Origin of the sequence: Streptomyces sp. NPDC048278, assembly GCF_040652195.1 — a bacterium.
Lineage (GTDB): Bacteria > Actinomycetota > Actinomycetes > Streptomycetales > Streptomycetaceae > Streptomyces.
On sequence record NZ_JBEZLP010000008.1, the window covers coordinates 34,903 to 57,506 of the forward strand.

Annotated in this window: 13 protein-coding genes; 3 read left to right on the plus strand and 10 right to left on the minus strand. The window is 74.3% G+C overall.

Annotation, left to right across the window (positions count from 1 at the left end; all coding sequences use genetic code 11):
• Nucleotides 1-11: 11 nt before the first annotated feature.
• Nucleotides 12-1,622 carry a glycosyltransferase family 39 protein gene (locus AB0D74_RS16320; RefSeq protein ID WP_362586105.1) on the plus strand — a complete coding sequence of 537 codons (1,611 nt, stop codon included), beginning with the start codon at nt 12-14 and terminating at the stop codon, nt 1,620-1,622.
• Nucleotides 1,623-1,662: 40 nt separating this feature from the next.
• Here the strand turns inward: AB0D74_RS16320 and AB0D74_RS16325 are convergent, their stop codons facing one another.
• Nucleotides 1,663-2,151 (minus strand): MarR family transcriptional regulator, encoded by a 489-nt coding sequence (locus tag AB0D74_RS16325; protein WP_362586108.1) that lies wholly within the window; start codon nt 2,149-2,151, stop codon nt 1,663-1,665.
• Nucleotides 2,152-2,287: 136 nt separating this feature from the next.
• Between AB0D74_RS16325 and AB0D74_RS16330 the strand changes: the two genes are divergently transcribed.
• Nucleotides 2,288-2,704 carry an organic hydroperoxide resistance protein gene (locus tag AB0D74_RS16330; RefSeq protein ID WP_362586111.1) on the plus strand — a complete coding sequence of 139 codons (417 nt, stop codon included), beginning with the start codon at nt 2,288-2,290 and terminating at the stop codon, nt 2,702-2,704.
• On the opposite strand, the gene AB0D74_RS16335 is transcribed toward AB0D74_RS16330, so the two are convergent.
• From AB0D74_RS16335 to AB0D74_RS16375, 9 genes are all read right to left on the minus strand, one after another.
• Complete coding sequence (locus tag AB0D74_RS16335; RefSeq protein ID WP_362586114.1) at nt 2,694-4,265, minus strand: hypothetical protein; 1,572 nt, start codon at nt 4,263-4,265, stop codon at nt 2,694-2,696. The genes AB0D74_RS16330 and AB0D74_RS16335 overlap by 11 nt on opposite strands.
• Before the next feature lie 72 nt (nt 4,266-4,337).
• A complete protein-coding gene (locus AB0D74_RS16340) occupies nt 4,338-5,744 on the minus strand; it encodes a hypothetical protein (RefSeq protein WP_362586117.1) in 1,407 nt (468 codons plus the stop codon).
• Nucleotides 5,741-7,984: a CDP-glycerol glycerophosphotransferase family protein gene (locus AB0D74_RS16345; protein WP_362586119.1), complete on the minus strand. Its 2,244-nt coding sequence runs from the start codon at nt 7,982-7,984 to the stop codon at nt 5,741-5,743. Before AB0D74_RS16345 ends, AB0D74_RS16340 begins: the two co-directional genes overlap by 4 nt.
• A gap of 2 nt (nt 7,985-7,986) precedes the next feature.
• Nucleotides 7,987-10,179, minus strand: coding sequence for a bifunctional glycosyltransferase family 2 protein/CDP-glycerol:glycerophosphate glycerophosphotransferase (locus AB0D74_RS16350; RefSeq protein WP_362586122.1), 2,193 nt, complete (start codon nt 10,177-10,179; stop codon nt 7,987-7,989).
• Between the two features lie 124 nt (nt 10,180-10,303).
• The gene (locus AB0D74_RS16355) at nt 10,304-12,565 is read right to left on the minus strand and encodes a bifunctional glycosyltransferase family 2 protein/CDP-glycerol:glycerophosphate glycerophosphotransferase (protein ID WP_362586125.1); all 2,262 of its coding nucleotides are present in this window, start codon (nt 12,563-12,565) and stop codon (nt 10,304-10,306) included.
• A 155-nt stretch (nt 12,566-12,720) separates the two neighbouring features.
• Nucleotides 12,721-13,560: a carbohydrate ABC transporter permease gene (locus AB0D74_RS16360; RefSeq protein WP_362586128.1), complete on the minus strand. Its 840-nt coding sequence runs from the start codon at nt 13,558-13,560 to the stop codon at nt 12,721-12,723.
• A complete protein-coding gene (locus AB0D74_RS16365; protein ID WP_362586131.1) occupies nt 13,557-14,888 on the minus strand; it encodes a sugar ABC transporter permease in 1,332 nt (443 codons plus the stop codon). The genes AB0D74_RS16360 and AB0D74_RS16365 overlap by 4 nt, the downstream gene beginning before the upstream one ends.
• Nucleotides 14,889-14,895: 7 nt before the next feature.
• The gene (locus AB0D74_RS16370; protein WP_362586134.1) at nt 14,896-16,272 is read right to left on the minus strand and encodes an ABC transporter substrate-binding protein; all 1,377 of its coding nucleotides are present in this window, start codon (nt 16,270-16,272) and stop codon (nt 14,896-14,898) included.
• A 173-nt stretch (nt 16,273-16,445) separates the two neighbouring features.
• Entirely contained in the window at nt 16,446-20,375 is a 3,930-nt protein-coding gene (locus tag AB0D74_RS16375) for an FHA domain-containing protein (RefSeq protein WP_362586137.1), read from the minus strand.
• A 431-nt stretch (nt 20,376-20,806) separates the two neighbouring features.
• Between AB0D74_RS16375 and AB0D74_RS16380 the strand changes: the two genes are divergently transcribed.
• A complete protein-coding gene (locus tag AB0D74_RS16380; protein ID WP_362586140.1) occupies nt 20,807-22,555 on the plus strand; it encodes a serine/threonine-protein kinase in 1,749 nt (582 codons plus the stop codon).
• Nucleotides 22,556-22,604 lie beyond the last annotated feature (49 nt).

A 22,604-nucleotide genomic window follows, 5' to 3' on the forward strand; every position in this document is an offset into this window, starting at 1 on the left:
GGCCGCGCCCGTTGGGCGGCCCGCCCCGGTGGCCGCGGGCCGCCCGGCTCCTCGCCGTGGCCGTCCCGGCCGCGGCGATGCTCGCCGTCGGGTTCTGGGGGCTGCACCGCGGCGGCATGTGGCGCGACGAGGCCGTCACCTACCAGGTCGCCCGGCGCACGGTGCCGCAGATCTGGCGGCTGCTGCACGACGTCGACGCGGTGCACGGCCTGTACTACCTGCTGATGCACCTCGTTCTAGGTGCCGACCCCGGCCACCCCGGCGAGGTCGTCCTGCGGCTGCCCTCGGTGTGCGCGGCGGCCGTCACCGCCGCCCTGGTGGCCGTCCTCGGCAGCCGCCTGGCCCGGCCCCGGGTCGGCCTGTGGGCCGGGCTGCTGTACGCGGTCACCCCGCTGGTCGGCCACTACGCGCAGGAGGGCCGCTCGTACGCCCTGGTCGCCGCGGGCGCCACCGGCGCGACGCTGCTCCTCGTCCGGGCGGTGCGGGGGGAGGGGCGGCGGGCCTGGTGGTGGTACGGCGCCGTCCTCGGAGTCACCTGCTGGCTGCACGAGTTCGCCGTCCTGCTGCTGCTCGCGCACGCGGGAACTCTGGCGCTGGCCCGTTCGTCGGGAAGGGTGTGGCGGGGGTGGGGCTGCGCGGCCGGGGGCGTGGCGCTGTCGCTGCTGCCGATGGTCGTGGTCTCGCACGGGCAGTCGGCCCAGGTGGCCTGGTTGCGGGAGCCGGACGTGGAGACCGCGCAGGAGTTGCTGCGCCAGTACCTCGGACCGGCCGACGGGGTGTACTGGGTGTGCCTGGCGCTGGGACTGCTCGGGCTGACGCGGCTGGTGGGCCGGCGCGGCGAGGTGACCCTCGCGGCGGTCGCGCTGCCGCTCGCGGTGCTGCCACCGGTGGCACTGATGCTGGCCTCGCAGCTCACACCGCTCTACGTCGACCGGTACGTGCTGTACGCGCTCGCCGGTGCCCCGCTGCTGGTGGCGCTCGGCGCGGACCAGGTCGCCCGGGTGCTCGGCCGGCTCTGGTCCCACGGCACGCAGACGGCGCCCCGGTCGCCCGCGCTCACCCTGGCCGGGGTCCTGGCGGTGCTCCTCGCCTTCACCCACCAGGTGCCGCTGCTGCGGGCGGACCGGGTGCCGGGCACCCGTCCGGACGACCTCGGGGCGGTCGCGGCGGCGGTGGCCCGGGTGCTGCGGCCCGGCGACCCCGTGCTGTTCCTGCCGGCCCACGCGCGCGGGGCGGAGCTCGCGTATCCCGCCGACTTCAAGGGCACGTGGGACGTCGCACTGGCCGAACCGGGGGCGGAGTCCGGGACGTTGTACGGGCGGGAGGTGGGGGCGGGGGTGCTGCGGCGGCGGTTGGCGGGGGTCGACGAGGTGTGGGCCGTGATGGAGAAGTACGCGCTGGTGAGCGGGTACCGGCCGCGGCTGGGGACGGAGCGGGCCAAGTTCGCCGTGCTGAACCAGCAGTTCGTGCTGCGCCAGGAGATGGTGATCGACCGGGTTGCGCTGAGGTTGTACGTGCGGCCGATCCGGGTGGGCTCGGACGAGTCCGGGCTGCGGGTGGGTGGGGGCTTGTCGCGCCCACGCGGCGCCAGCCGCACATCGGCAGCAGCCCCGCGCCCCTGAAAGACGCGCAGTTCCCCGCGCCCCCAGAAGAAGGGGCGCGTCAGGACGAGCCTTCTTCCAGCGCCGCCGCGTCCAGCGTCCCCGTCAGCTGGTCGAGCCGCGTCTTCAGGTCCCGGATCTCCTCGACGTCGAAGCCCGTCGCCGCCACGATCCTCCGCGGCACCTCCAGCGCCCGCTCGCGCAGCGCGGTGCCCTCCTCCGTGAGCCGTACCTCCACCGAGCGTTCGTCGCGCGTGCTGCGTTCGCGGCGCACCAGGCCCGCCGCCTCCAGGCGCTTGAGCAGCGGGGAGAGGGTGCCGGAGTCCAGACGCAGGTGTTCGCCGAGCTTCTTGACCGGCAGGTCGCCCTGCTCCCACAGCACGAGCATCACCAGGTACTGCGGGTAGGTGAGCCCGAGGTCCTTGAGGATCACGCGGTAGACGCCGTTGAAGGCGCGGGACGCGGCGTGCAGGGAGAAGCAGATCTGGCGGTCCAGGTGGAGCCACTCGGCCTCGGGGGCGGGGCCGGCGGTCGGGGTCGTCGCGGTCATGGCTCAATCGTAGCGCTTGTGGGTCATTTAGTTGTGAGCAATTGAATTGTGTGCTCTACTTGTGGTCGTGAGGGCGGCCGGAACGGGAGCCGCCGGAACACGGATACGTCGAGTACGTCGAGAGGGACGGTCTTCCATGGACGCCATCTACACCGCAGCCGCCACCGCCACCGGCCGGGAAGGACGGGCGGTCAGCTCGGACGGCCAGCTGGACCTCACGCTGGCGTTCCCGCCCGCGCTGGGCGGCAACGGCCAGGGCACCAACCCCGAGCAGCTCTTCGCCGCCGGTTACGCCGCCTGCTTCGCCAGCGCCCTCGGCGCCATCGGCCGCCAGGCCAAGGTCGACACCGGCGAGATCTCCGTCACCGCCGAGGTCGGCATCGGCAAGGACGAGTCCGACGGCGGCTTCGCGCTCAAGGTCACCCTGCGCGTCGAGCTTCCCGAGGCGCTCGCCAACGAGACCGGCGAGAAGCTGGTCCACCAGGCCCACGCCTTCTGCCCCTACTCCAAGGCCACCAAGGGCAACATCCCGGTCGAGCTCGTCATCGAGTAACCGATCGGGTGACCAGCGGCACCGGGGACATGTCCCCCGTCCGGGTGAGCCGCGCGAGCACCTCCCCGGTTCGCCGGCTCCAGTCCACCACCACCGCCTCCGCGGGCAGCCGCTCCTGCCGCGTCAGCAGCAGCCAGCGCACCCGGGGGCGGTGGTCGTGGCCGTCGGCCAGGTCGATGCCGTACCCGGGGAGCAGCCGGACGGCGTAGTAGGCGTCCGTGACCACCGGTTCCCCCGGGCCGATGTGCCGGGCCGCCCAGTCGTACGACGGCCAGCGCGGCGGCTGCACGAAGCCGACCGGGTCCACCGAGCGCGGCACGACCGCCCCGGCCTGCGCGGCCAGAAAGCCCAGGCAGACCGCGCCGGCGGCGGCCCAGCCCAGCGCCCGCCGCCACCTGCACCAGGGCCGCTCCGCCGCCAGCTCCACGGCGAGCGCACACTGCGGCGCCAGCAGCACGAGCCCGAGCAGCCCGGCGAGCCGCCCGCACACCAGCACCAGGCACTCCAGCGCGAACAACAGCACCAACGGATCACGCCAGGCCGCAGGCCACGCCGTCGGCCGCACCGGCCCGCGCCGCCTTGGCCCGTCCGGCATCGGCCCGTCCGGCATCGGCCCGTCCGGCATCGGCCCGTCCGGCGTCGGCCCGCGCCGCACCGGCCCGCCCGCCGTCGCCCCGCCCGCCCGCCGTGCCCGCAGCCACAGTGCCGGCAGTCCGAGCAGGGCCAGCCAGCACTGGCCGGCCCACCCGCCCGGGTCGGCGTACGACCCGTAGGGCGACGACGGCAGCACGCGGGCGTGCGTCCCGCAGGCGAGTACGGCCGCCGCCACCGTGCACAGCAGCGCCCACCGCCCCCACACCGCCCCCCGCCACCCCCGCTGCCAGCCCGCCACGAAGGCCACCGCCCCGGCCGCCGCGCCCACCCCGGTCACCGGGTCGACCAGCGCCACCGTCCCGTACAGCAGACCGAGCCCCGCGTATCCGGACAGGCTGCGCAGGCCGCTCGGGCCGACGTAGCGCACCCGGCGCAGGTCGCGGGCGCGGGCGCCGGTCAGGGCCCAGGCCCAGAGGGTGAGGCCGAGGGCGAACGCGGACGGATAGCCGAGGCTGCCGGTCAGCGGCAGCAGGGCCAGCGAGCCCCCGCCCCATGCCGGCCGCGTGCCCCACAGCACGGACAGGAAGGCCAGCGCCAGCACCGGCGCCCACGGGCGCGGGGTGAGGACGCGGACCAGCCGGCCGAGGCCCGTCAGCAGCACCAGCAGGTTCAGCGGGCCGCACACCCGCAGCAGCTGCCACCCCGTCAGTCCGGTCAGCCGGGCGAGCGCGCCCTGGGCGATCACGTACGGGGAGGCGCCGGTGTCCGTCAGGCCCGCCCGCAGCCGTGCCACCGCCGCCGCGTGCACCCCGGCCTCGCAGCAGGGCGGCACCCGCCAGTACGCCAGCGTCATCAGCAGCCAGAACAGCAGGCCGAACACCTGGTAGGGGGTGAGTCTGCGGACGCGACCGCCGCGCAGGGCGGTGGAGCCACGGGTGGCGCGCCGGACCAGGGCGCCGGTGCTCACCGGAGGAAACGGACGGGACGGACCATTTGCCAAGTGTTCCCGTCCGCCCCGACCGCGCTGCCGTCCGTCACCTCATCGAGTGATGCCGACCGCCCTGGGTGATCCCTGCACGGGAACCGGGGCCGACCGGTGCGCCAGCGGTTCGAGGAGCAGCGGCACGCCCACCACCGGCAGCAGCCACGCCAGCACGATCAGCCGGTCGCCGAAGACGGTGATGTCGGGGTGCCCGGCCTGGGTGAGGATCCCCGTCCCGGCCGCCGCCAGCAGGAAGACGCCGAAGGCGGGCCGCCGCCGCGCTCCCCACGCCCCGGCCGCCAGCGCGGCCGGGAACAGCGGGGCCGTCAGCTGCCGCCGCAGCCACTCCGCCCAGAAGTCGAACTCCAGGTGGAGGAACTCCCGCCACGGGTGGGCCCGGTCCGGGTGGGTGTAGTGGCCGGTCAGCAGGTCCTGCACGCTCTCCGCCTCGGAGGGGTACCGCAACACCCGGGCGAGCAGCAGAGTGCCGACCACCGCCCCGCACCCCACCACCGCGATCACGGCCACCCCACGCCCGGGACCCTGCCCACGCCCGGGACCCTGCCCGCGCCCGGGACCCTGCCCGCGCCCGGGACCCTGCCCGCGCCCGGGCCCCTGCCCACGCCCGGGACCCCGCCCACGCCCGGGACCCCGCCCACGCCCGGGACCCCGCCCGTACCGGCGCCGTCGCCACAGTGCGACCACCGCCGCGGCCCCGGCCAGGCACGCACCGAGGAAGAGCGCCTGCGAGTGCTTCACGGCGAACAGCGCGAGCAATGCACCCGCCACCAGGACCGCCCCCACCCCCACCCGCCCGGTCAGGACCCGTGCGCACCCCCACAGCGCCGTCAGGGTCAGGGCCAGCATCAGGCCCTCCGTCATCGGACGCATCGCGGTCGTGCCGACCGGCAGGACGTAGTACAGGGCCTGCCCGGTCAGGGCGAGCGGTACCGGTACCGACACCGTGCGCAGCACCAGGAAGACCAGCACCCCGCCCGCGCCCGCGACCAGCACACCCGCCAGCCACACCCCCCACGTCACCCCGAACACGGTGACGAACGGCACCAGGAACACCGGATACCCCGGCCGCACCTCGAAGATCTGCCGCAGCCGAGGGGCCACGAACGGCACGACGTAGCCGTCCGTCTGCGCGCCCCCGGCTCGCAACCGCCGTTCCACCCGCGGCAGTTCACCGGTTCGGCACTCCGCGAACACCCGGCCCGCCGGACTGGGCGCGTGGAAGTGCAGCACGTCCACGCGCTGCGCACGCTCCGCCGCCGACGCCTTGCCCGCGCACACCCAGTCGACCGTCTCGGCCGCCGCCTCCCGCTTGCCCGCCCCGGCCAGGGTGAGCGCGTACGACACGTAGTTCTTGGAGTCCGGGGTGTCCCGGCCGGTCACGTTCGCGAGTTGCAGCACCGCGAAGACGGCGGCCAGCACCAGCACCCAGGTGCGCGGTCTCACGTCGACGCCAGCAGGTCGCGCGCGCCGGCCGGACCGGGCACCCGGGCCGGCGGCTCCGGCATCGGCTCGCCGAGCAGCAGCGTCCGTACGACCCGTTCGGCGGCCCGGCCGTCGTCGAACTCGCAGAACCGGGACCGGAAGTCGGCCCGCAGCCGCGCCGACTCCTCGTCCCGCCAGCCGCCCGAGGCGAACAGCCAGGCCAACTCCCGGTACGAGCGCGAGACATGGCCCGGCGCCTCGGCGGTGATGTCGAGATAGGCGCCCCGGCTCGCGGTGTACGCGGCCCAGTCGTCGGCGTGGACGACGATCGGCCGGTCCAGGTTGGCGTAGTCGAACATGAGGGAGGAGTAGTCGGTGACCAGGGCGTCCGAGGCCAGCATGACCTCCTCGGCGTGCGGTTCGCCGGTCGCGTCGACCACGATGCCGCGCCGGTGCAGCTCGGCCAGGCCCATCCCGCGCGCAGGACCGGTGGCAAGCGCCGGATGCAGGCGGACCACCAGGGTGTGCCCCTCGCCGAGGTCGGCGGCGAACCGGGCCAGGTCGATCCGGTCGACGTGCCCGCCCCGGACGTAGTCGCGGCGGGTCGGCGCGTAGAGCACGACGGTGTGGTCGGCCGGGATGCCGTGCCGGGCCCGGAAGTCCGTCGGGCCGCCGGTGACCAGGACGTCGTTGCGCGGGCTGCCGGTGCGGGCCGACGCGAAGTGGCAGGGGTAGACCCGCTCCCACACCAGCTCCGAGTGGCGGTTGGCGACCAGGCTGTGGTCCCAGCGGTCGGCCCGGCGCAGCATCTGCGGCACGTCGAAACCGAGCCGGGCACCCGGCTTGCCCAGCAGGTCGGCGCCCAGGTACTTCAGCGGGGTGCCCCGGTGGGTGTGGACGTGCACGCTGCCGGGCCGTTTCACCAGCGCGCCGGGCCAGTTGACGTCGTTGACGAAGAACTTCGCGCGGGCGGTCAGCCGCAGGTACTCCGGGGAGTCGAGGAGCACGTGCGCCACCCCGTCCGGCAGCCCCGCCGCGACCTCCGCGTCCCGCACCACCCAGACGCCGCGCAGCTGCGGGGCGAGCTCCCGGGCCGCCCGGTACACGGCCGCCGGGTCGCCCCGCAGCCCCTGGTGCGAGGCCGCCGAGTACAGGACCAGGTTCTCGTCCGGCGACCGCAGGCCACGGAGCCCGGTCAGCGCGCGCCGGGCCCGGGCTCCGGCCGCGCGCCGCACCCGCAGCGCCTGCCTGCCGCCCGCCCGTCCGGCCCGCCCGGCCTGCTCCCGCAGCAGGTACGACGCGTACGACCCGTCCAGCACACCGAGGCCGGGCGCCGCGGCCCCGGCTGCCCCGGCCGCCTCGGCAGATCCGACGGCGCCCGGGGTCTCGTCCGGCCGGAACGCCCGGTACAGCTCCGCGGTCCGCCGGAAGAACTCGCCCCGGGCGGCGGGCGGCAGCCGGTCCGGCTTGGCGAGGATGTCCAGGCAGTGCTCGCCCATCTTCCGGTGCAGGCAGGGGCGCCAGCCGTTCAGTTCCGGGTGGGCGTCGACGAAGGCGAAGACCCGCTTGTACTGCTCGTGGACGTCGAAGTGCTTGCGGCTGGTGGTGGAGAGGATGTTGCCCTGGCGGCGCTGCCGGTAGTTCACACAGATCCGGTCGAGGGTGGCGATCCGGGCCGCGGTGAGCATGACCGGGAAGGTCCAGGGGGTGTCCTCGTAGTAGCCCGGCGGGAAGGCGAAGCCGTTCTCCTCGACGAAGTCCCGCCGGTAGGCCTTGTTCCACACCACCATCAACAGGTCGAGGATCTCCGGGCGTTCGGCCGCGGTGAAGACGCCGTCGGTCGAAGCCAGCAGCTCCGCGAGGGCGTTGCGCCGGGTACCGCCCCACCAGTAGGTGCGGGCGTAGTCGAAGACCAGCACGTCCGGGTCGCCGGTCTCCGCCAGCCGGTCGGCGACCGCGCGCAGCGCGCCCGGCGTGAGGGTGTCGTCGCTGTCGAGGAAGAGGAGGAAGTCGCCGGTGGCGTGCGGGAGTCCGGCGTTGCGGGCGCGGCCGAGGCCGACGTTCTCCGGCAGGTGCAGGACCTTCACGCGCGGGTCGCGGTCCGCGTACTCGTCGAGGATCGCGCCGCAGCCGTCCGGGGAGCGGTCGTCGACGGCGATCACCTCGACGTCGTGGAAGGACTGCTCCAGGACCGAGTCTAGGCACTCGCGGAGGAAGCCCTGCACCTGGAAACAGGGGACGATCACACTGAGTCGGGGCACGGTCAGCTCCTGACGAGGGTCGCGGCCGGGGCGGGCAGGCGTTCGGCGAGCGGGATCACCGTCGGGATGTCCTCCGGCGGCCGGCCGAGGAACACCCGCCGCACCACCCGCTCGGCGGCCAGGCCGTCGTCGAACTGGCAGAAGCGCGAGCGGAACGCGGCCCGCAGCCGACGGGACTCCGGGCCCCGGTAGGAGCCGTCACGGAAGATCCGGGCCAGCTCCTCGGGGGTGTGGGCGACCGGTCCGGGCGGCTCGGCCATCAGGTCGAAGTAGACGCCCCGGGTCTGCCGGTAGACCTCCCAGTCGTCGGCGTAGACCACGATCGGCCGGTCCAGGTTGGCGTAGTCGAACATGATGGAGGAGTAGTCGGTGACCAGCGCGTCCGCGGCCAGGCACACGTCCTCGGCGGAGCGGTGCGCGGTGACGTCGATGACCCGGCCGGTGCCCGCCGGACGGCCCCGGTCGTAGAAGTAGTGCGCGCGCAGCAGCACGACGACGTCCTCGCCGGCCGCCTCGCAGAACGCCTCCAGGTCGAGGCCGGACTCGAAGCCGGTGTGGTGGTCGCGGTGGGTGGGCGCGTACAGCACGGCCGTCCTGCCGTCGGGCACACCCAGCCTGCGGCGGGCCCGGACCACGTCGTGGGCGGACGCCGTGTAGTAGACATCGTTGCGCGGATAGCCGTACTCCAGGGTCCGGTAGGAGCCGGGGAAGGCGCGTTCCCAGGTCTGGGTGGAGTGGCGGTTGGCGGAGAGGTTGAAGTCCCAGCGGTCGACGCGGCCGAGGAGCCTGGTGAAGCTGCCGGTCTGCGCGGCGACCACCGGGTACGTCGACTGGTCGACGCCCATCTTCTTCAGCGGGGTGCCGTGCTGCGTCTGGACGTGCACGCTGCCCGCCCGCTTGACGACCCCCTCGGCGAAGTTGGCGTTGTTGACCAGGTACTTGGCGCGGGCCAGCACCTCCCAGTACCGGCGGCTGCCGATCACCGCGCACTCCACGTCGTCCGGCACGCCGTGTTCCTGGCCGGCCTCGACCAGGAACACCGAGCGGACGTGCGGGGCGAGTTCGCGGGCCACGGCGTGGATCGCGGCCGGGTTGCAGACGTAGCCGCGCCCCCAGTAGGCGCAGTACACGGCGAGGTTCGCATCCAGCGGGCGGCGCAGGTCGAGGGCGTACCGCAGCCGGGTCAGCGGCAGGTGCGGGCGGGGCAGCCGTCCGGCGGCACCGGCGGCGATCCGGTTGGCGCCGCGGAGCACGCGGAACGCGGTGTAGGCGCCGGCCGCGAGGAGCCGGTGCTGGACGCCCACGCTCCCGCCCGGCATCCGGAACCCGTCCGGCCGGTGCGTGCGGTGCAGCCGGGCCGCCCGCCGGAAGAACGCCCGGTGCCCGGACGGCATCCGCTCCGGCCGCGCTGCCGTGCGCAGCACCACCGCGAACACCTGCTCGAACAGCGCCCGCGCCCGGTCGCCCGGCAGCGCGGCGGCCCGCTCGAGCACCAGCTCCGCCTGGTCGAGGAGCTCGTGCTGGTGCGGTCCCGGCAGGTTCAGGTGGCTGCCCTGGCGGCGCAGCCGGTGCCGTACGACCACCGAGCGCAGCACCGCGATCCGCTCGGCGGCGACCGAGGTCAGGCCGCCCCAGCCGAGGTCGGTGAAGTGCCCGTCCGGGAAGCGCAGCCGCCGCTCGGTGAGGAAGTCACGGCGGTAGACCGCGCTCCAGGCCGGCAGGGCCACGCCCGTCAGCCGCGGCGCCCGGTCCGGGGTGAACGCGCCGCCCGGGAGACCGGCCAGCAGGGGAGCCGTCGGATTGGCCGGCTCGCCCTCCCACCAGGGCGTCCGCTCGTGCTCGGCGTACAGGACGTCCACGTCGCCGGTGTCGGCGAGCCGGGCGTCGAGCAGCGCCAGCGCGCCCGGGACCAGTACGTCGTCGCCGTCGAGGAAGAGCAGGTAGGTGCCGCCCGCCGCCCGCATGCCGGTGTTCCGGGCCCCGCTCAGCCCGGCCGACGGCGGTGAGTGCACCGGGGCCACCCGGGAGTCCCGGTCGGCGTAGGCGGCGGCGACCTGGGCGGCCGGGGCGTCGGGCGCGTCGCAGACCGGGATCAGCTCCAGGTCGCCGAAGGACTGGGCGAGGACCGAGTCCAGCGCCTGGGAGAGCCGGCCGGCGACCCCGTGGGACGGGACGATGATGCTGAAGCGGGGCATGCTGCTCTTTCTCAGGTGTGCATGCGGCCCGGCCTTCCCGTCGGCCGCCAGGTGGACGGCCGGGACGGAGTGGGCCGCGAGGTGTTGGGGGGCATGAGGGAACTCCCTGCAAGGCAAACGGCGTTCAGCGGCCCTCGGTGACGGGCGGATGTCCGGAAGGTTGCGGAACAGTGGCCAGCGGGGGGTGGGCGAGCCCCGAGGCGGCCGAGGGCACGGGGTGCCGATCCGCGAGCGGGACGACCTCCGGCAGCCCGGCCGGCTCGCCGAGCACCACGTGCCGTACGACCCGCTCGGCGGCGCGTCCGTCGTCGTACCGGCAGAACCGCTCCCGGAACGCGGCGCGCAGCTCGGCGGAGCGGGAGCCGCGCCAGTGGCCGCCGGCGAAGATGTCGATCAGCTCGTCCTCGGTGCGGGCGACCGCGCCGGGCGGGCTGGACCGCAGGTCGAAGTAGGTGCCGCGGGCCGCGTGGTAGGCGTCCCAGTCCTCGGTGTGCACGACGATCGGCCGGTCCAGGTTGGCGTAGTCGAACATGAGGGAGGAGTAGTCGGTGACCAGCGCGTCCGCGGCCAGGCAGAGCGACTCCACGCAGGGGTGGTCGCTGACGTCGATCACCCGGTCCCCGGCGGCGAGCGGGCCGCCGTGCCAGTAGTGGGCGCGGGCCAGGATCACGAACCGCGGGCCGAGCCGGCGCACGATCCGGTCCAGGTCGAGGGCGGGGGACTGGGTGCGCCGGTAGTCGCGGTGGGTGGGGGCGTACAGCAGGGCGACCGCGCCCTCGGGGACGCCGAGCGACTCCCGGATCCGGGTGACGTCGGCCGAGGTGGCCTGCTGGAAGACGTCGTTGCGCGGGTAGCCGTACTCCAGGGTCCGGTAGCCGCCGGGGTAGACCCGCTCCCAGGTCAGGGTGGTGTGGCGGTTGGCGGACAGGACGTAGTCCCACTTGTCGACGCCCCGCAGCAGCTCCTCGAAGTCCATCCCGGCGGCGGCAGCGGGATGTTCCTGGAGGTCGAGGCCCATGTGCTTGAGCGGGGTGCCGTGCTGGGTCTGCACGAACACCTGGCCGGGGCGCTTCTTCAGCCGCCGGTCGAAGTTGACGTTGTTGACCAGGTACGTGGAGCGGGCCAGCGCCGTCCAGTAGCCGAAGGAGCCCGGCCGCAGCCGGCGCGGGCCCGGTGGGATCGTGTGGTGGTGTTCCGGGCGGGCGATCCACGTGGTGCGGATGTGCGGGGCGTGGGTGCGGAACGCCTGCTCCAGCGCGCCCGGGTTGCAGCCGTGCCCGCGGTTCCAGTAGGCGGCGAAGACCGCCCGGTCGGCGCGCAGCGGGAGCCGCAACTGGATCCGGTAGTGCAGCTGGAGCAGGGCCGAGCGCAGACCGCGGACGGACTTCACACCGGCCTTGACCGTGCGGCGACGGACGGACATCGCCGACTGGAGGGCGCGGTAGGTGCGGTGCAGTCCGTAGTGGACGAGGGCGTGGCGCAGTCGGGTGCGGAGCGGGACCTGCGCGCCCCCGGCGTGATGGCGCCGGTAGTGGGCGCGGGCCGTGCGCAGGAACGCGGCACGGCTGCCCTTCGGGAGCCGGTCCCGGCTGGTGAACACCGTCGTGAAGTGGTCGACCATGCGGCCGAACAACACCGGCCGCCAGTGGGCCAGTTCGGGCCGCTCCTCGATGAACGCGAAGACCCGGTCGTACTGTTCGAAGATGTCGAAGTGCCTGCGGCTGGTGGTGGAGAGGATGCTGCCCCGCCGCCGCTGCCGGTAGTGCACGCAGACCCGGTCGAGGGTCGCGATCGTCCCGGCGGTCATCAGGACCGGGTAGGTCCAGGGCGTGTCCTCGTAGTAGCCGGGCGGGAAGGCGAACCCGTGCTCCTCGACGAACTCCCGCCGGTACGCCTTGTTCCAGGCCACCATGAGCACCCGCAGCAGACCGGGCCGCTCGTCGAGCCGGAACGGTGCCGGGCCCTCTTCGGTCAGGTGCGACGCGACCTTGTTGCGCTCCGCCCGGCCCGTCCAGAACGTCCGCGCGTAGTCGTGGACCAGCACGTCCGGGTCGCCGGTCTCCTTGATCCGGTCGGCGATCGCCCGCAGCGCGTCCGGCGTGAGCGTGTCGTCGCCGTCCAGGAAGAGCAGGTAGTCGCCGCGCGCCTGCGCCATCCCCGCGTTGCGGGCACCGCCCAGGCCCTGGTTCTCCGGCAGGTGCAGGGCCTTCACGCGCGCGTCCCGGGCCGCGTACTCGTCGATGATCGTGCCGCAGGCGTCCGGCGAGCGGTCGTCCACGGCGATCAGTTCGAGATCGGGGTACGACTGCGAGAGCACCGAGTCCAGGCACTCGGGCAGATACGCCTGGACCTGGTACGCGGGGACGATGACACTGAACCTGGGCAAGGGGCATCCATGGGTCGGTCGGCGCGGGCGTTCTGCCCGGGAACGGCCAATGGAGTGATTCGGTTACGGTTCGTTACGGCATGTGAGTGACCGCAGGTGAACGGCGGAGGGCGAGCCGGTGGCCGACTCGCCCTCCTTCCATGCCTCTTGTGTGGTTATTTGACCGCGCCTGCCATCACGCCGGTCACGAACTGCCGCTGGAACGCGAAGAACACGGCCAGCGGGATCACCATCGAGATGAAGGCGCCGGGCGCGAGGACGTCGACGTTGTTGCCGAACTGGCGCACCTGGGTCTGGAGCGCGACCGTGATCGGCTGGGTGCCCGACTTGGTGAACACCAGCGCGACCAGCATGTCGTTCCACACCCACAGGAACTGGAAGATGCCGAGGCTCGCGATGGCCGGACCGCCCAGCGGCATCACCACCCGGGTGAACAGCCGCAGTTCACCGGCGCCGTCGAGACGGGCCGCCTCCAGCAGCTCGCGCGGGATCTCCGCGAAGAAGTTCCGCAGCAGGAACACCGCGAACGGCAGCCCGAAGCCGACGTGGAAGAGGATCACCCCGAAGATCGTCCCGAACAGGCCGATCCTGCCGAAGAGTTCGGCGATCGGGATCAGCGCCACCTGGACGGGCACGACCAGGAGACTGACCACGACCAGGAACCACCAGTCCCGGCCCGGGAACTCCATCCACGCGAACGCGTAACCCGCCAGCGCCCCGATGATCACGACCAGGACCGTCGCCGGAACGGTGATCAGGACCGTGTTCCACAGGGAGTGGGTGATGTCGCCGTTCTCCAGAAGCTTCCGGTAGCTGTCGAACGTCAGCTGGGACGGCTTGGCGAACACGTGCCACCAGCCGCTCGCGCTCATGTCCTCCGGGGACCGGAGGGAGGACGCGAGCAGCCCGATCGTCGGCACCAGCCAGAACAGGGCGACGACGATCAGGAAGACCCGGACCAGACCGCTGTTGAGCTTCTCCAGCACCCAGCTCATCGCCGCTCCTCCCGCCGCAGCCGACGCACGTTGAACCACATCACCGGGATGACGAGGAGCAGCAGGAAGACCGCGATGGCGCTCGCGATGCCCGGCTGGCCCTCCGAGAAGCCCTTGCGGTACAGCTCCAGGGCGAGCACGTTCGCGTCGTCCTGGGAGGAGCCCGGCGCGATGATGTACACGAGGTCGAAGACCTTCAGCACGTTGATCATCAGGGTCACGGTGACCACCGCGAGGACCGGCGCGAGGAGCGGCACGGTGACCTTCCGGAACACCTGCCACTCGGTCGCCCCGTCGACCCGCGCCGCCTCCAGGAGCTCCCGGGGCACCCCGGCCAGCCCGGCCGCGATCAGCACCATCGCGAAGCCGGCCCACATCCAGACGTACGACCCGATGATGGCCGGGGTGACGAGGGACGGGCCGAGCCAGTCGACGCCGTTGTAGGGCTGTTTGAAGTTGCTCGCGGGGAGCCGGAGCCGGGCGCCGTCCGCGGTGGCGGGGAGCGTGAAGGTGCCGTCGGCCGCCGCCTTCGTCGACGCCACCACCGTGCCGTTCTTCACCGCCTCGATCCGCATCCCGTCGTAGCCGAGCTCGGAGGGGTCGGGGGCGCCGAGTTTTCCGACGCCCTTGCCGCGGGTGAAGTCCTGCCAGGTGGTGCCGGTGATCTTCCCCGGGTCCGCCTCGGCCGCCACGGCCTTCTTCGCGCCGTCGGGCATCTGGTCGGGGGCGACCCCGACGAGCGGGAGGGCGACGGTCTGGCCGGTGTGGACGGTGGCCGTGGTGATGAAGCCGCCCTGGTCCGCCTTGAGGGGCGACTCGCGGCCCGGGTGGGCGTTCGGGAACGCGGAGGACTGCGCGAAGGTGTCGTGGATCCCGACCCAGACCGCGTTGGCGACCCCCTTGTCCGGATCCTGGTCGTAGACGAGCCGGAAGATGATCCCGGCGGCCAGCATCGAGATCGCCATCGGCATGAAGACGACCAGCTTGAACGCCGTGCCCCAGCGCACCCGTTCGGTCAGCACCGCGAAGATCAGGCCGAGGGCGGTGGAGACCGTCGGCGCGAACACCACCCAGATGATGTTGTTCTTCAGGGCGGTGCGGATGCCGTCGTCCGTGAAGATCGCCTTGTAGTTGTCGAAGCCGGCGAAACCGTCGCCGTTCGCGGTGTAGAAGCTGCGGATCAGCGAGTACCCGATCGGGTAGACCACGAGCGCGCCGAGCAGCACCAGGGCGGGCAGGAGGAAGAGCACCGCCACGCCCCTGCGGGTGCCGGTCACGCTTCTGCGGCGGCCCGGTGGAGCGGGGGCCGTGGTCGAGGGTGCGGCCATCGCCGGGTCAGCTTCCGCTGCCGTAGGCGGCTGCCGCGTCCTTCTCCAGTTTCGCCTGGGTGCCCGCGACGTCCGTGGGGTTCTGCAGGAAGTCCTGGAGGTCCTTCCACTCGCCCTTGCCCGGGGTGCCGCCGAACGCCTGCGGGGCCTGGTCGGACATGTCGAAGCGGAAGTCGTCGCCGGACGCGATCAGGGACTTGGCGATCGTGCGCTGCACCTCGTTCGGATACGCCGAGTTCGGCACGTTCTTGTTCGGCGAGAGATAGCCGCCGAGCTTCGCCTGGATCGTCGCCGCGTCCGGGGAGGCCAGGAACTTCGCCAGCGCCTGGGCGCCCTTGGAGTCCTTGAAGACCACCGCCGCGTCGCCGCCGGAGACCACGGGGGCCGTGGAGCCGACCGCCGGGAACGGGAACACCTTGGCGTCCGTGCCCACCTTCGCCTTGGTCTCACCGATGTTGACCTGCACGAAGTCGCCCTCGTACACCATGGCCGCCTTCGGCTGGTCGCCGCCGGTGAAGGTCTGGGTCACCGAGGCTGGGAACTCCGTCTGGAGCGCGCCGGACGCGTTGCCCGCGACGTACCCCTTCTTGCCCCAGACCTGCACGAGTGTCGTCAGCGCCTGCTTGACGCTCGGGTCCGTCCACTTGATCTTGTGCTGGGCGAGCTGGTCGTACTTCTCCGGGCCCGCCTGGGAGAGGTAGACGTTCTCGAACCAGTCGGTCAGCGTCCAGCCGTCGGCGCCGCCGACCGAGAACGGGGTGACGCCCGAGTCGTACACCGCCTGCGCCGTCGTCAGCAGCTCCGGCCAGGTCTTGGGCTCCTTGGCGCCCGCGTTCTCGAAGACCTTCGCGTTGTACCAGATCAGCGACTTGTTGGCGGCCTTGTAGTAGACGCCGTACTGCTTCCCGCCGACCTTGCCGATGTCCTGCCAGCCCGGCGAGTAGTTCTTCTGCACCTCCGTGAGCGTGTCCGCGCTCAGCGGCTTCGCCCAGCCCTTCTGCACGGCCTGCTTGATCGCGCCGGGCTGCGGCAGCAGCGCGATGTCCGGCGGCTGGCCGCCCGCGATCTTCGATCCCAGGAAGTTGATGATCGGGTCCTGGGCGGGCACGAAGGTGACCTTCGCGCCGGTGCGCTTCTCGAACTCCGCCAGCACCTGCTTGAAGTTCTTCTGCTCCTGCCCCGTCCACACGGCGGCCACCTCGAGGGTGGTGCCGTCGAGCTTCGGGAGGCTGAGGGTGCTGGACTCGGTGGCGCCGGTGCCGGTGTCGCCGTCGGACTTCTTGTCGCTGCTTCCGCACGCGGTGAGTGCGAGGGATCCCGCGAGCAGGGCGGCGAGTGTGGCGAGGGCCCTGTGTGTCCGGATGGTGTTGCTCATGACGCGCATCACTTCCCCGTTCGTCGTTCCTCATTGAACGTCAGAACTCTGTCCCGTGCGCTCCGGTGTACGCGGGGGCCGCGTACGCGGCAAGTAGGCCTACAGGTCAGCGCGGGGGATCGTGATCGCGTTGTGATCGGTGACGCGGTGGACGCGGGACGGGCCGAAGGAGGTTCCCCCGCTCACAGAAGCGAGGGCACCTCCGCCGCCGAGACCTCCTTCGCCGCCCGCTCCACCGCGCTCGCCAGCAGGGCGAGGTCCGTCGGGCCGTTGCCCAGCTCGCGGACCGGGCGGCGGGCCGGGGGATCGCCCATGCGGTGCCAGTCGAGGGCGACCACCGTGGGGCGCTGGGTCGCCGTGCGGGGGATGCGGCCCGTGACGCGGCCCGTCTGGAACTCCGTGGTCCGGCCGTCCGGGGTGGTCAGCCGGCCCCGGCCCGGCGCCGGTTCGTCGGGGCCGCCGGCCGGGGTGTCCAGGGCGATGCGCAGGGTGGCCTGCCGGGCCGGCTCCGTCTCCGCCGTACGGCCGCCGGTGCCGGCCGCCGCGACCAGGTGGACGCCGAGCCGCTCGCCCTCCTTCGCCACCGCCTCCAGCGCCCGCATCACGGAACCGGCGGCCGGGCGGCCCGGTGAACCGAGCGCGGGGGAGACCAGGGCGTCCAGATCGTCGACCACGACCACGAGACGGGGCAGCGGGGGCGGCGGCGCCTCCGTACGCTCACGGGCCGCGGCACCGGCCGACGGGCGCAGCCGGAGCGTCGAACTCGGCGGGGCCTCTATGTCGGCGGCGCCCGACGCGGCGGGGCGGGCGCGCTGCGGCACGATACGGCCGGAGATCTCCCGCCGCGCGTGCCAGTCGGCGAAGTCGGAACGGCCCAGCAGCTCGGCCCGCCGCTTCAGCTCGGCGCTCAGGGACTGCGCCAGCTCCCGCATCCGCACCGGGTCGTTGGCCGTCAGGTGGGTGGTGACATGCGGTATGTCCGTACAGACCCGCAGGCCCTCGCCGTGCCCGGCGCCCGTGCCGACGCCGTCCCGGCCGTCGATCAGGACGATCCCGAGCCGGTCGGGGCGCTCGGCGGCGGCCAGCGAGGCCACCACCGCCCGCAACAGCTCCGTACGGCCGCTGCCGGGCGGGCCCTCGATCAGCAGATGCGGACCCTCGGCCACCAGGTCGGCGGTGAGCGGGCCGCGCGGTCCGGCGCCGAGCACCGCCCGGGCCCGGCCGCCCAGCGACTCGGTGTCGTCGGCCGCGTCCGCCCAGCGGGCCATCAGCGAGGCCGGGGTGGCCCGCGCCAGCCCCAGCTCGTCCAGCAGCCGGGCGGACTGGGGCAGCGGGGCGGCCATGCGCGAGTGCCGGTCGGCGCCCGGGCCGTCGGGGCGCAGCGGGGCCAGCGCCCGCGCGAACCGCTCCGCCCAGGCGGGGGAGACCGCGTCCACCGCGGCCAGGGTGCCGGGGCCGACCGGGCCGATCAGGCCCGGGCCGCCGGGACCTGCGTGGCCGGAACGGCCGCCGGCCGAGACCCGCATGAGGTGCAGCGCCGTCGCCACGTCCCCGCTGAGCAGGGCCACCGCCCCGCACTCCCGGAACGTCGGCGTCACCGCGCACGCCTCCTCGTAGGTCCGGTCGACCGGGGAGGTGGACGAGGTGGGGGCCGTCTCCGCGAGGCAGACGACGTGCACGCCGGCCCGCGGTCCGGCCACGGCCAGCCGCGCCACCGCGTCACGCAGCGCGGAGCCACCGGGATCGCCGTCCACGACGACGACCGTGTACGGGCCCGGGAAGCCGCCCTTGCCGTCGTCGGCGCCGAGGTCGTGGCGGGCCCAGGAAGGGCCCCCGGCGGCTTCGGGGGACGCGGCGTCCGCTGCCGTACGGGCCGCGGGGACCGGAGCGGGGCGGTCGGACGGGGTGGCCGGCCTGCGGGCGACGGACAGCTCCTCCGTCCGCCGCAGCAGTTCCTCCACGCGGGCCGCCGCCTGTTCACGGTCGTAGGCCAGCAGCAGGCGGCAGTCCTGGCCGTGCCCCGGGCGGACGTGCGGGAGCCAGCCGAGCCAGGACCACTCGGCCGTGCGCTCCTCCAGGGGGCGGGCCCGGTCCGCGCTGATCAGCACGATCTCCAGCAGATCGGGCGAGTGCAGGGCGGCGAGCTGGGCCAGGACCGCGCGGGCGAGGCCGGCCAGGCGGGTGCGCGGACCGGCCAGACCGAGGGCGCCGGCCTCGCGCAGATCGGCGGTGACCGGGACGGCGGGGAGCAGGCCCGAGCCGTCGGGCGTCGAGCGGTCCGCCGTGCCGAGCCGCACGGTGAGCGCCTCCGGGTGACCGGGGCCGCGCTCCCAGAGGCGGGGGCCGGGGCCGAGCGCGGTCAGCAGCAGGGCGGCGGGGTCGGGCCAGGTCTCCGGCTGGGCGGGCACGGCGGCGGACACGGCGCCGCCGCCGTCCTGCGCCACGGTCTCCTCGTCGGCGGCCGACGGGGGCTCACCGCGCCCGCCGGCCAGCCGCCGCGCCCAGGCCCCGAGCCCGCCGCGCCTGCGCGCTCCGGGCAGGGCGGGGGCTTCGGTGCCGCGGAGGGGGGTGCCTTTGCGCCGGGGGGAGGGGGCGGGGTCTTCGGTGGGGCCGTGGGCGGGGTCGTCGTGGGCAAGGGTGCCGCCGTCGGCGGAGGCCCGGCCGGGGCTTCCCGCGCCTGCGGCGGTGGAACGCCGGCCGCTTCCGACGCCTCCGGCACGTGCGGAGGGGGCCGGGCGATCGTCGAGCACTCCGGATCGGCCGGCGTGGGTGTCGCCGTGACCGTGCTCGACGGCGGGTCCTGGGGCGGTGCGGGGCGCGGACCCGGGTGTGGTGCCGGGCGCGGAGGCAGGGCCTTGCGCGGCGTCGGGGCCGTACGCGGTTCCTGATCCGTGCGGCGCGCTCGTGCCGTACGCGGCGCCCGCCCCGTGGGGCGCGCCGGCGCCGTACGCGGCCTCGGATCCGTGGGTGGGGACGGGGCCGTACGCGGCGCCCGACCCGTACGCGGCGTCGGAAGCGCCGCGCGGGTCCGGCAGCGTGCCGCGGTTCCCGGTGTTCCCGGTCGGCGGGTAGCCGTGCCGGTCGCTGTCGTACCCGCGCCGGTCCCCGTCGTGTCCGCGCCCGGCCGAGGGCTGCTCGGTCCCGTGGCCGGTGGGCGACGGAAATCCGTCGCCGGCCGGTCGGCCGCCTGCTCGTCCGGTCCGTGGCGGCCCGTCGTCAGCGCCGGCCGCCGACCGCGCGCCCCGGCTCTCGATCCTCGGTGCGGCCCCCTGGGCCGGCACGACCGGTGGCTGCGCCGGGCCGTGCCCCTGGCCCCCGGCGGCGCCGCTCGCGGCTCCCCAGCCGGCGGTCCCGTAGGCGTGATGGGTACGGCCGGCCGGTGCCGTCGTACCGCCCGCGGGGGCTGCGGAGAGGCCGCCGCCGGTCTCCTCGCCGCCCGTCAGTACCCGCACGCACCCCTCTCCGTCGGGTGTGGTGCCCACCCGGGCCCCGGGTCCCCCGGACGGCGTAAGCCGCAGGGCCGATTCCCCTATGCGCAGGAGCGAGCCCGGGGTCAGGCGGACCGGGCGGTCGGTGACGCGGGTGCCGTCCAGGGCCGTGCCGTTGGTGGAGTGCAGGTCGGCGACCGAGACCCGGCCGTCGGCGGCGACCGTGACCGCGCAGTGCAGCCGGGAGACGTCCGGGTCGTCCAGCGGGACGTCGGCGTCGGCGGAGCGGCCGATGGTGATCTGGCCGCCGTGCAGGAGGTGGACCCCGCCCGCGTCCGGGCCCGCGACCACGTGCAGCTGGGTCGGGGCGTCGTCCAGCTCGGGGTGCGGCTCGGGGGCGGCGGGGGCGCCCAGGGACAGCACCGCGCCGTCGACCAGCGGGGGCTCGCCCAGGATGCGGCGGCGGGCGTCCAGCCGCTCCACCCCGGCGTACAGCACGACCGGGGCGCCGCTCGGCTCCCGGCCGCCCAGGCTGCCGTCCCCGGTGACCGCCGAGGCCAGCCCCGACGCCACCGCGGCCAGGTCCGTGCCCGCGGGCGCCGTCACCAGCACGTCCCGGCTCACGGCCCGGCCCCGCTGCGCGGCAGGGCCCAGCGGGTCTACGACGGTCAGCCGGATCTGCATCGCCGTCAGCGGTCCCTTCTGCGCGGGCGCGGAATTCCCCCCACCGCCACGAGCACGTCGGCCAGTTCTGCTGTCAAACGCATCCTCGCACCTGCCACTGACAACGCGCCCACGCCCCGATGGTAAGTGATCTTGATTGGTCAGCTCTGCCCCCAAAGTGCCTGACCAATACCGTGCGCACGATCACTTGAGATCGGTCACGTCCGAGCGCGGCAACCAGCGGACCGAAGCGAGCGTCTTTCCATCGAACGCAGGCCGGAACGCCAACGTATGGGGATACGTCGGGACGCTTATCGACTCCCTACGAGGGAGGGGAAAGCACAGCCGGACGACCGCCCGGTCCCGGGCACCACGGCACTACAGTGGGTCGGACACATGGGTCGGAGACATTCAGCATCCAGCCATTCAGTGAGCAGCAGGGAGCGCATGACGTGCGGCCGGTAGGCAGCAAGTACCTCCTGGAGGAGCCGCTGGGACGCGGCGCCACCGGTACCGTCTGGCGTGCCCGCCAGCGGGAGACCGCGGGCGCCGAGGCGGCCGTGCCCGGCCAGCCCGGCGAGACCGTCGCGATCAAGGTGCTCAAGGAAGAGCTCGCGAGCGACCCCGACATCGTGATGCGTTTCCTGCGGGAGCGCTCGGTCCTGCTCCGGCTCACCCACCCGAACATCGTCCGGGTCCGGGACCTCGTCGTGGAGGGCGATCTCCTCGCCCTCGTCATGGACCTCGTCGACGGCCCCGACCTGCACCGCTACCTGCGCGAGAACGGCCCCTTCACGCCGGTCGCCGCCGCCCTGCTCACCGCCCAGGTCGCCGACGCGCTCGCCGCCAGCCACGCCGACGGCGTGGTGCACCGCGACCTGAAGCCCGCCAACGTGCTGCTCGCGCAGTACAACGGCCAGATGCACCCGCTGCTGACCGACTTCGGCATCGCCCGGCTCGCCGACTCCCCGGGCCTGACCCGGACCCAGGAGTTCGTCGGCACGCCCGCGTACGTCGCCCCGGAGTCCGCCGAGGGCCGCCCGCAGACCTCCGCCGTCGACATCTACGGCGCCGGCATCCTGCTGTACGAGCTGGTCACCGGCCGCCCGCCGTTCTCCGGCGGCAGCGCCCTGGAAGTCCTCCACCAGCACCTCAGCGCCGAGCCCCGGCGCCCCTCCACCGTCCCCGACCCGCTGTGGACGGTCATAGAACGCTGCCTGCGCAAGAACCCCGACGACCGCCCGAGCGCCGAGAACCTCGCGCGCGGCCTGCGGGTCGTCGCCGAGGGCGTCGGCGTGCACGCGAACTCCGCGCAGATCGCGGCGGCCGAGGGCGTCGGCGCGCTGCTCGCCCCCGACCCGGCGCCGACCGCCGTACCGGGCGCGGCCGACCCGACCCAGGTGCTGCCGAACACCGGCGCGCCGATGGGCGCGTACGACCCGAACGCCGCGACCAGCGTCCTGCCGCACACCGGCCCGCCGGGGGCGTTCGGCGCCGCCGACCCGACCGCCGTACTCCCGAACACCGGCGCCGCCGACCCGACGGCCGTCATGCCGCCGATGCCCCAGGGGCAGCCCGGCCAGCCGGGGCAGTCCGGTCAGCAGCAGCCCGAGCAGCCGCACCCCTGGCAGACCCAGCTCCGCGCGGCCCGTGACCGCAACGAGCAGACCCAGGTCCAGTACCTCGACCCGGGCGAGGACCCGCTGCGCCGCCGCCCCCAGCGTCAGGTGGCCCGGCCGCAGCAGCAGCCGCCGCGCCAGGCCCCGCAGCAGCAGCCGGTCCGCCGGCCGCAGCCGCGCGGGCAGGGCGGGCCGCAGGGCGGCCAGGGCGGGTACGGCCAGCAGCCCGCCGGATACGGCCAGCAGCAGCCGGCCGGGTACGGCGGCGGCCGGCCGCAGCAGCAGTACGCCCCGCCGCAGCAGCCCCAGCAGCGGTACGCGCCCCCCGCCGAGCCGCAGCAGCGGGCCCCGCGCGAGCCGCGGCAGCGCAGCGCCAACCCGATGCGGATCCCCGGGCTCGGCTGCCTCAAGGGCTGCCTGTTCCTGGTCGTCATCCTGTTCGTCGCGGGCTGGCTGATCTGGGACCTGACCCCGGTGCACACGTGGGTGGGGCAGGGCAAGGGCTACTGGCACCAGCTGAGCGACTGGGTGAGCTCGGTCAGCAACTTCATCGGCGACCTGGGCAACGGCTCCGGCAACTGACGGCGGGAACCGGCCGCGGGCGCCGACCGCGGGAACCGGCCGTGAGTTT

Excerpts from the sequence above, each read along its gene's own strand:
- AB0D74_RS16325 (WP_362586108.1), bottom strand. The coding sequence starts at position 2,151 with ATGACCGCGACGACCCCGACCGCCGGCCCCGCCCCCGAGGCCGAGTGG.
- AB0D74_RS16330 (WP_362586111.1), top strand. The coding sequence starts at position 2,288 with ATGGACGCCATCTACACCGCAGCCGCCACCGCCACCGGCCGGGAAGGA.
- AB0D74_RS16350 (WP_362586122.1), bottom strand. The coding sequence starts at position 10,179 with ATGCCCCGCTTCAGCATCATCGTCCCGTCCCACGGGGTCGCCGGCCGG.
- AB0D74_RS16360 (WP_362586128.1), bottom strand. The coding sequence starts at position 13,560 with ATGAGCTGGGTGCTGGAGAAGCTCAACAGCGGTCTGGTCCGGGTCTTC.
- AB0D74_RS16365 (WP_362586131.1), bottom strand. The coding sequence starts at position 14,888 with ATGGCCGCACCCTCGACCACGGCCCCCGCTCCACCGGGCCGCCGCAGA.
- AB0D74_RS16370 (WP_362586134.1), bottom strand. The coding sequence starts at position 16,272 with ATGCGCGTCATGAGCAACACCATCCGGACACACAGGGCCCTCGCCACA.
- AB0D74_RS16375 (WP_362586137.1), bottom strand. The coding sequence starts at position 20,375 with ATGCAGATCCGGCTGACCGTCGTAGACCCGCTGGGCCCTGCCGCGCAG.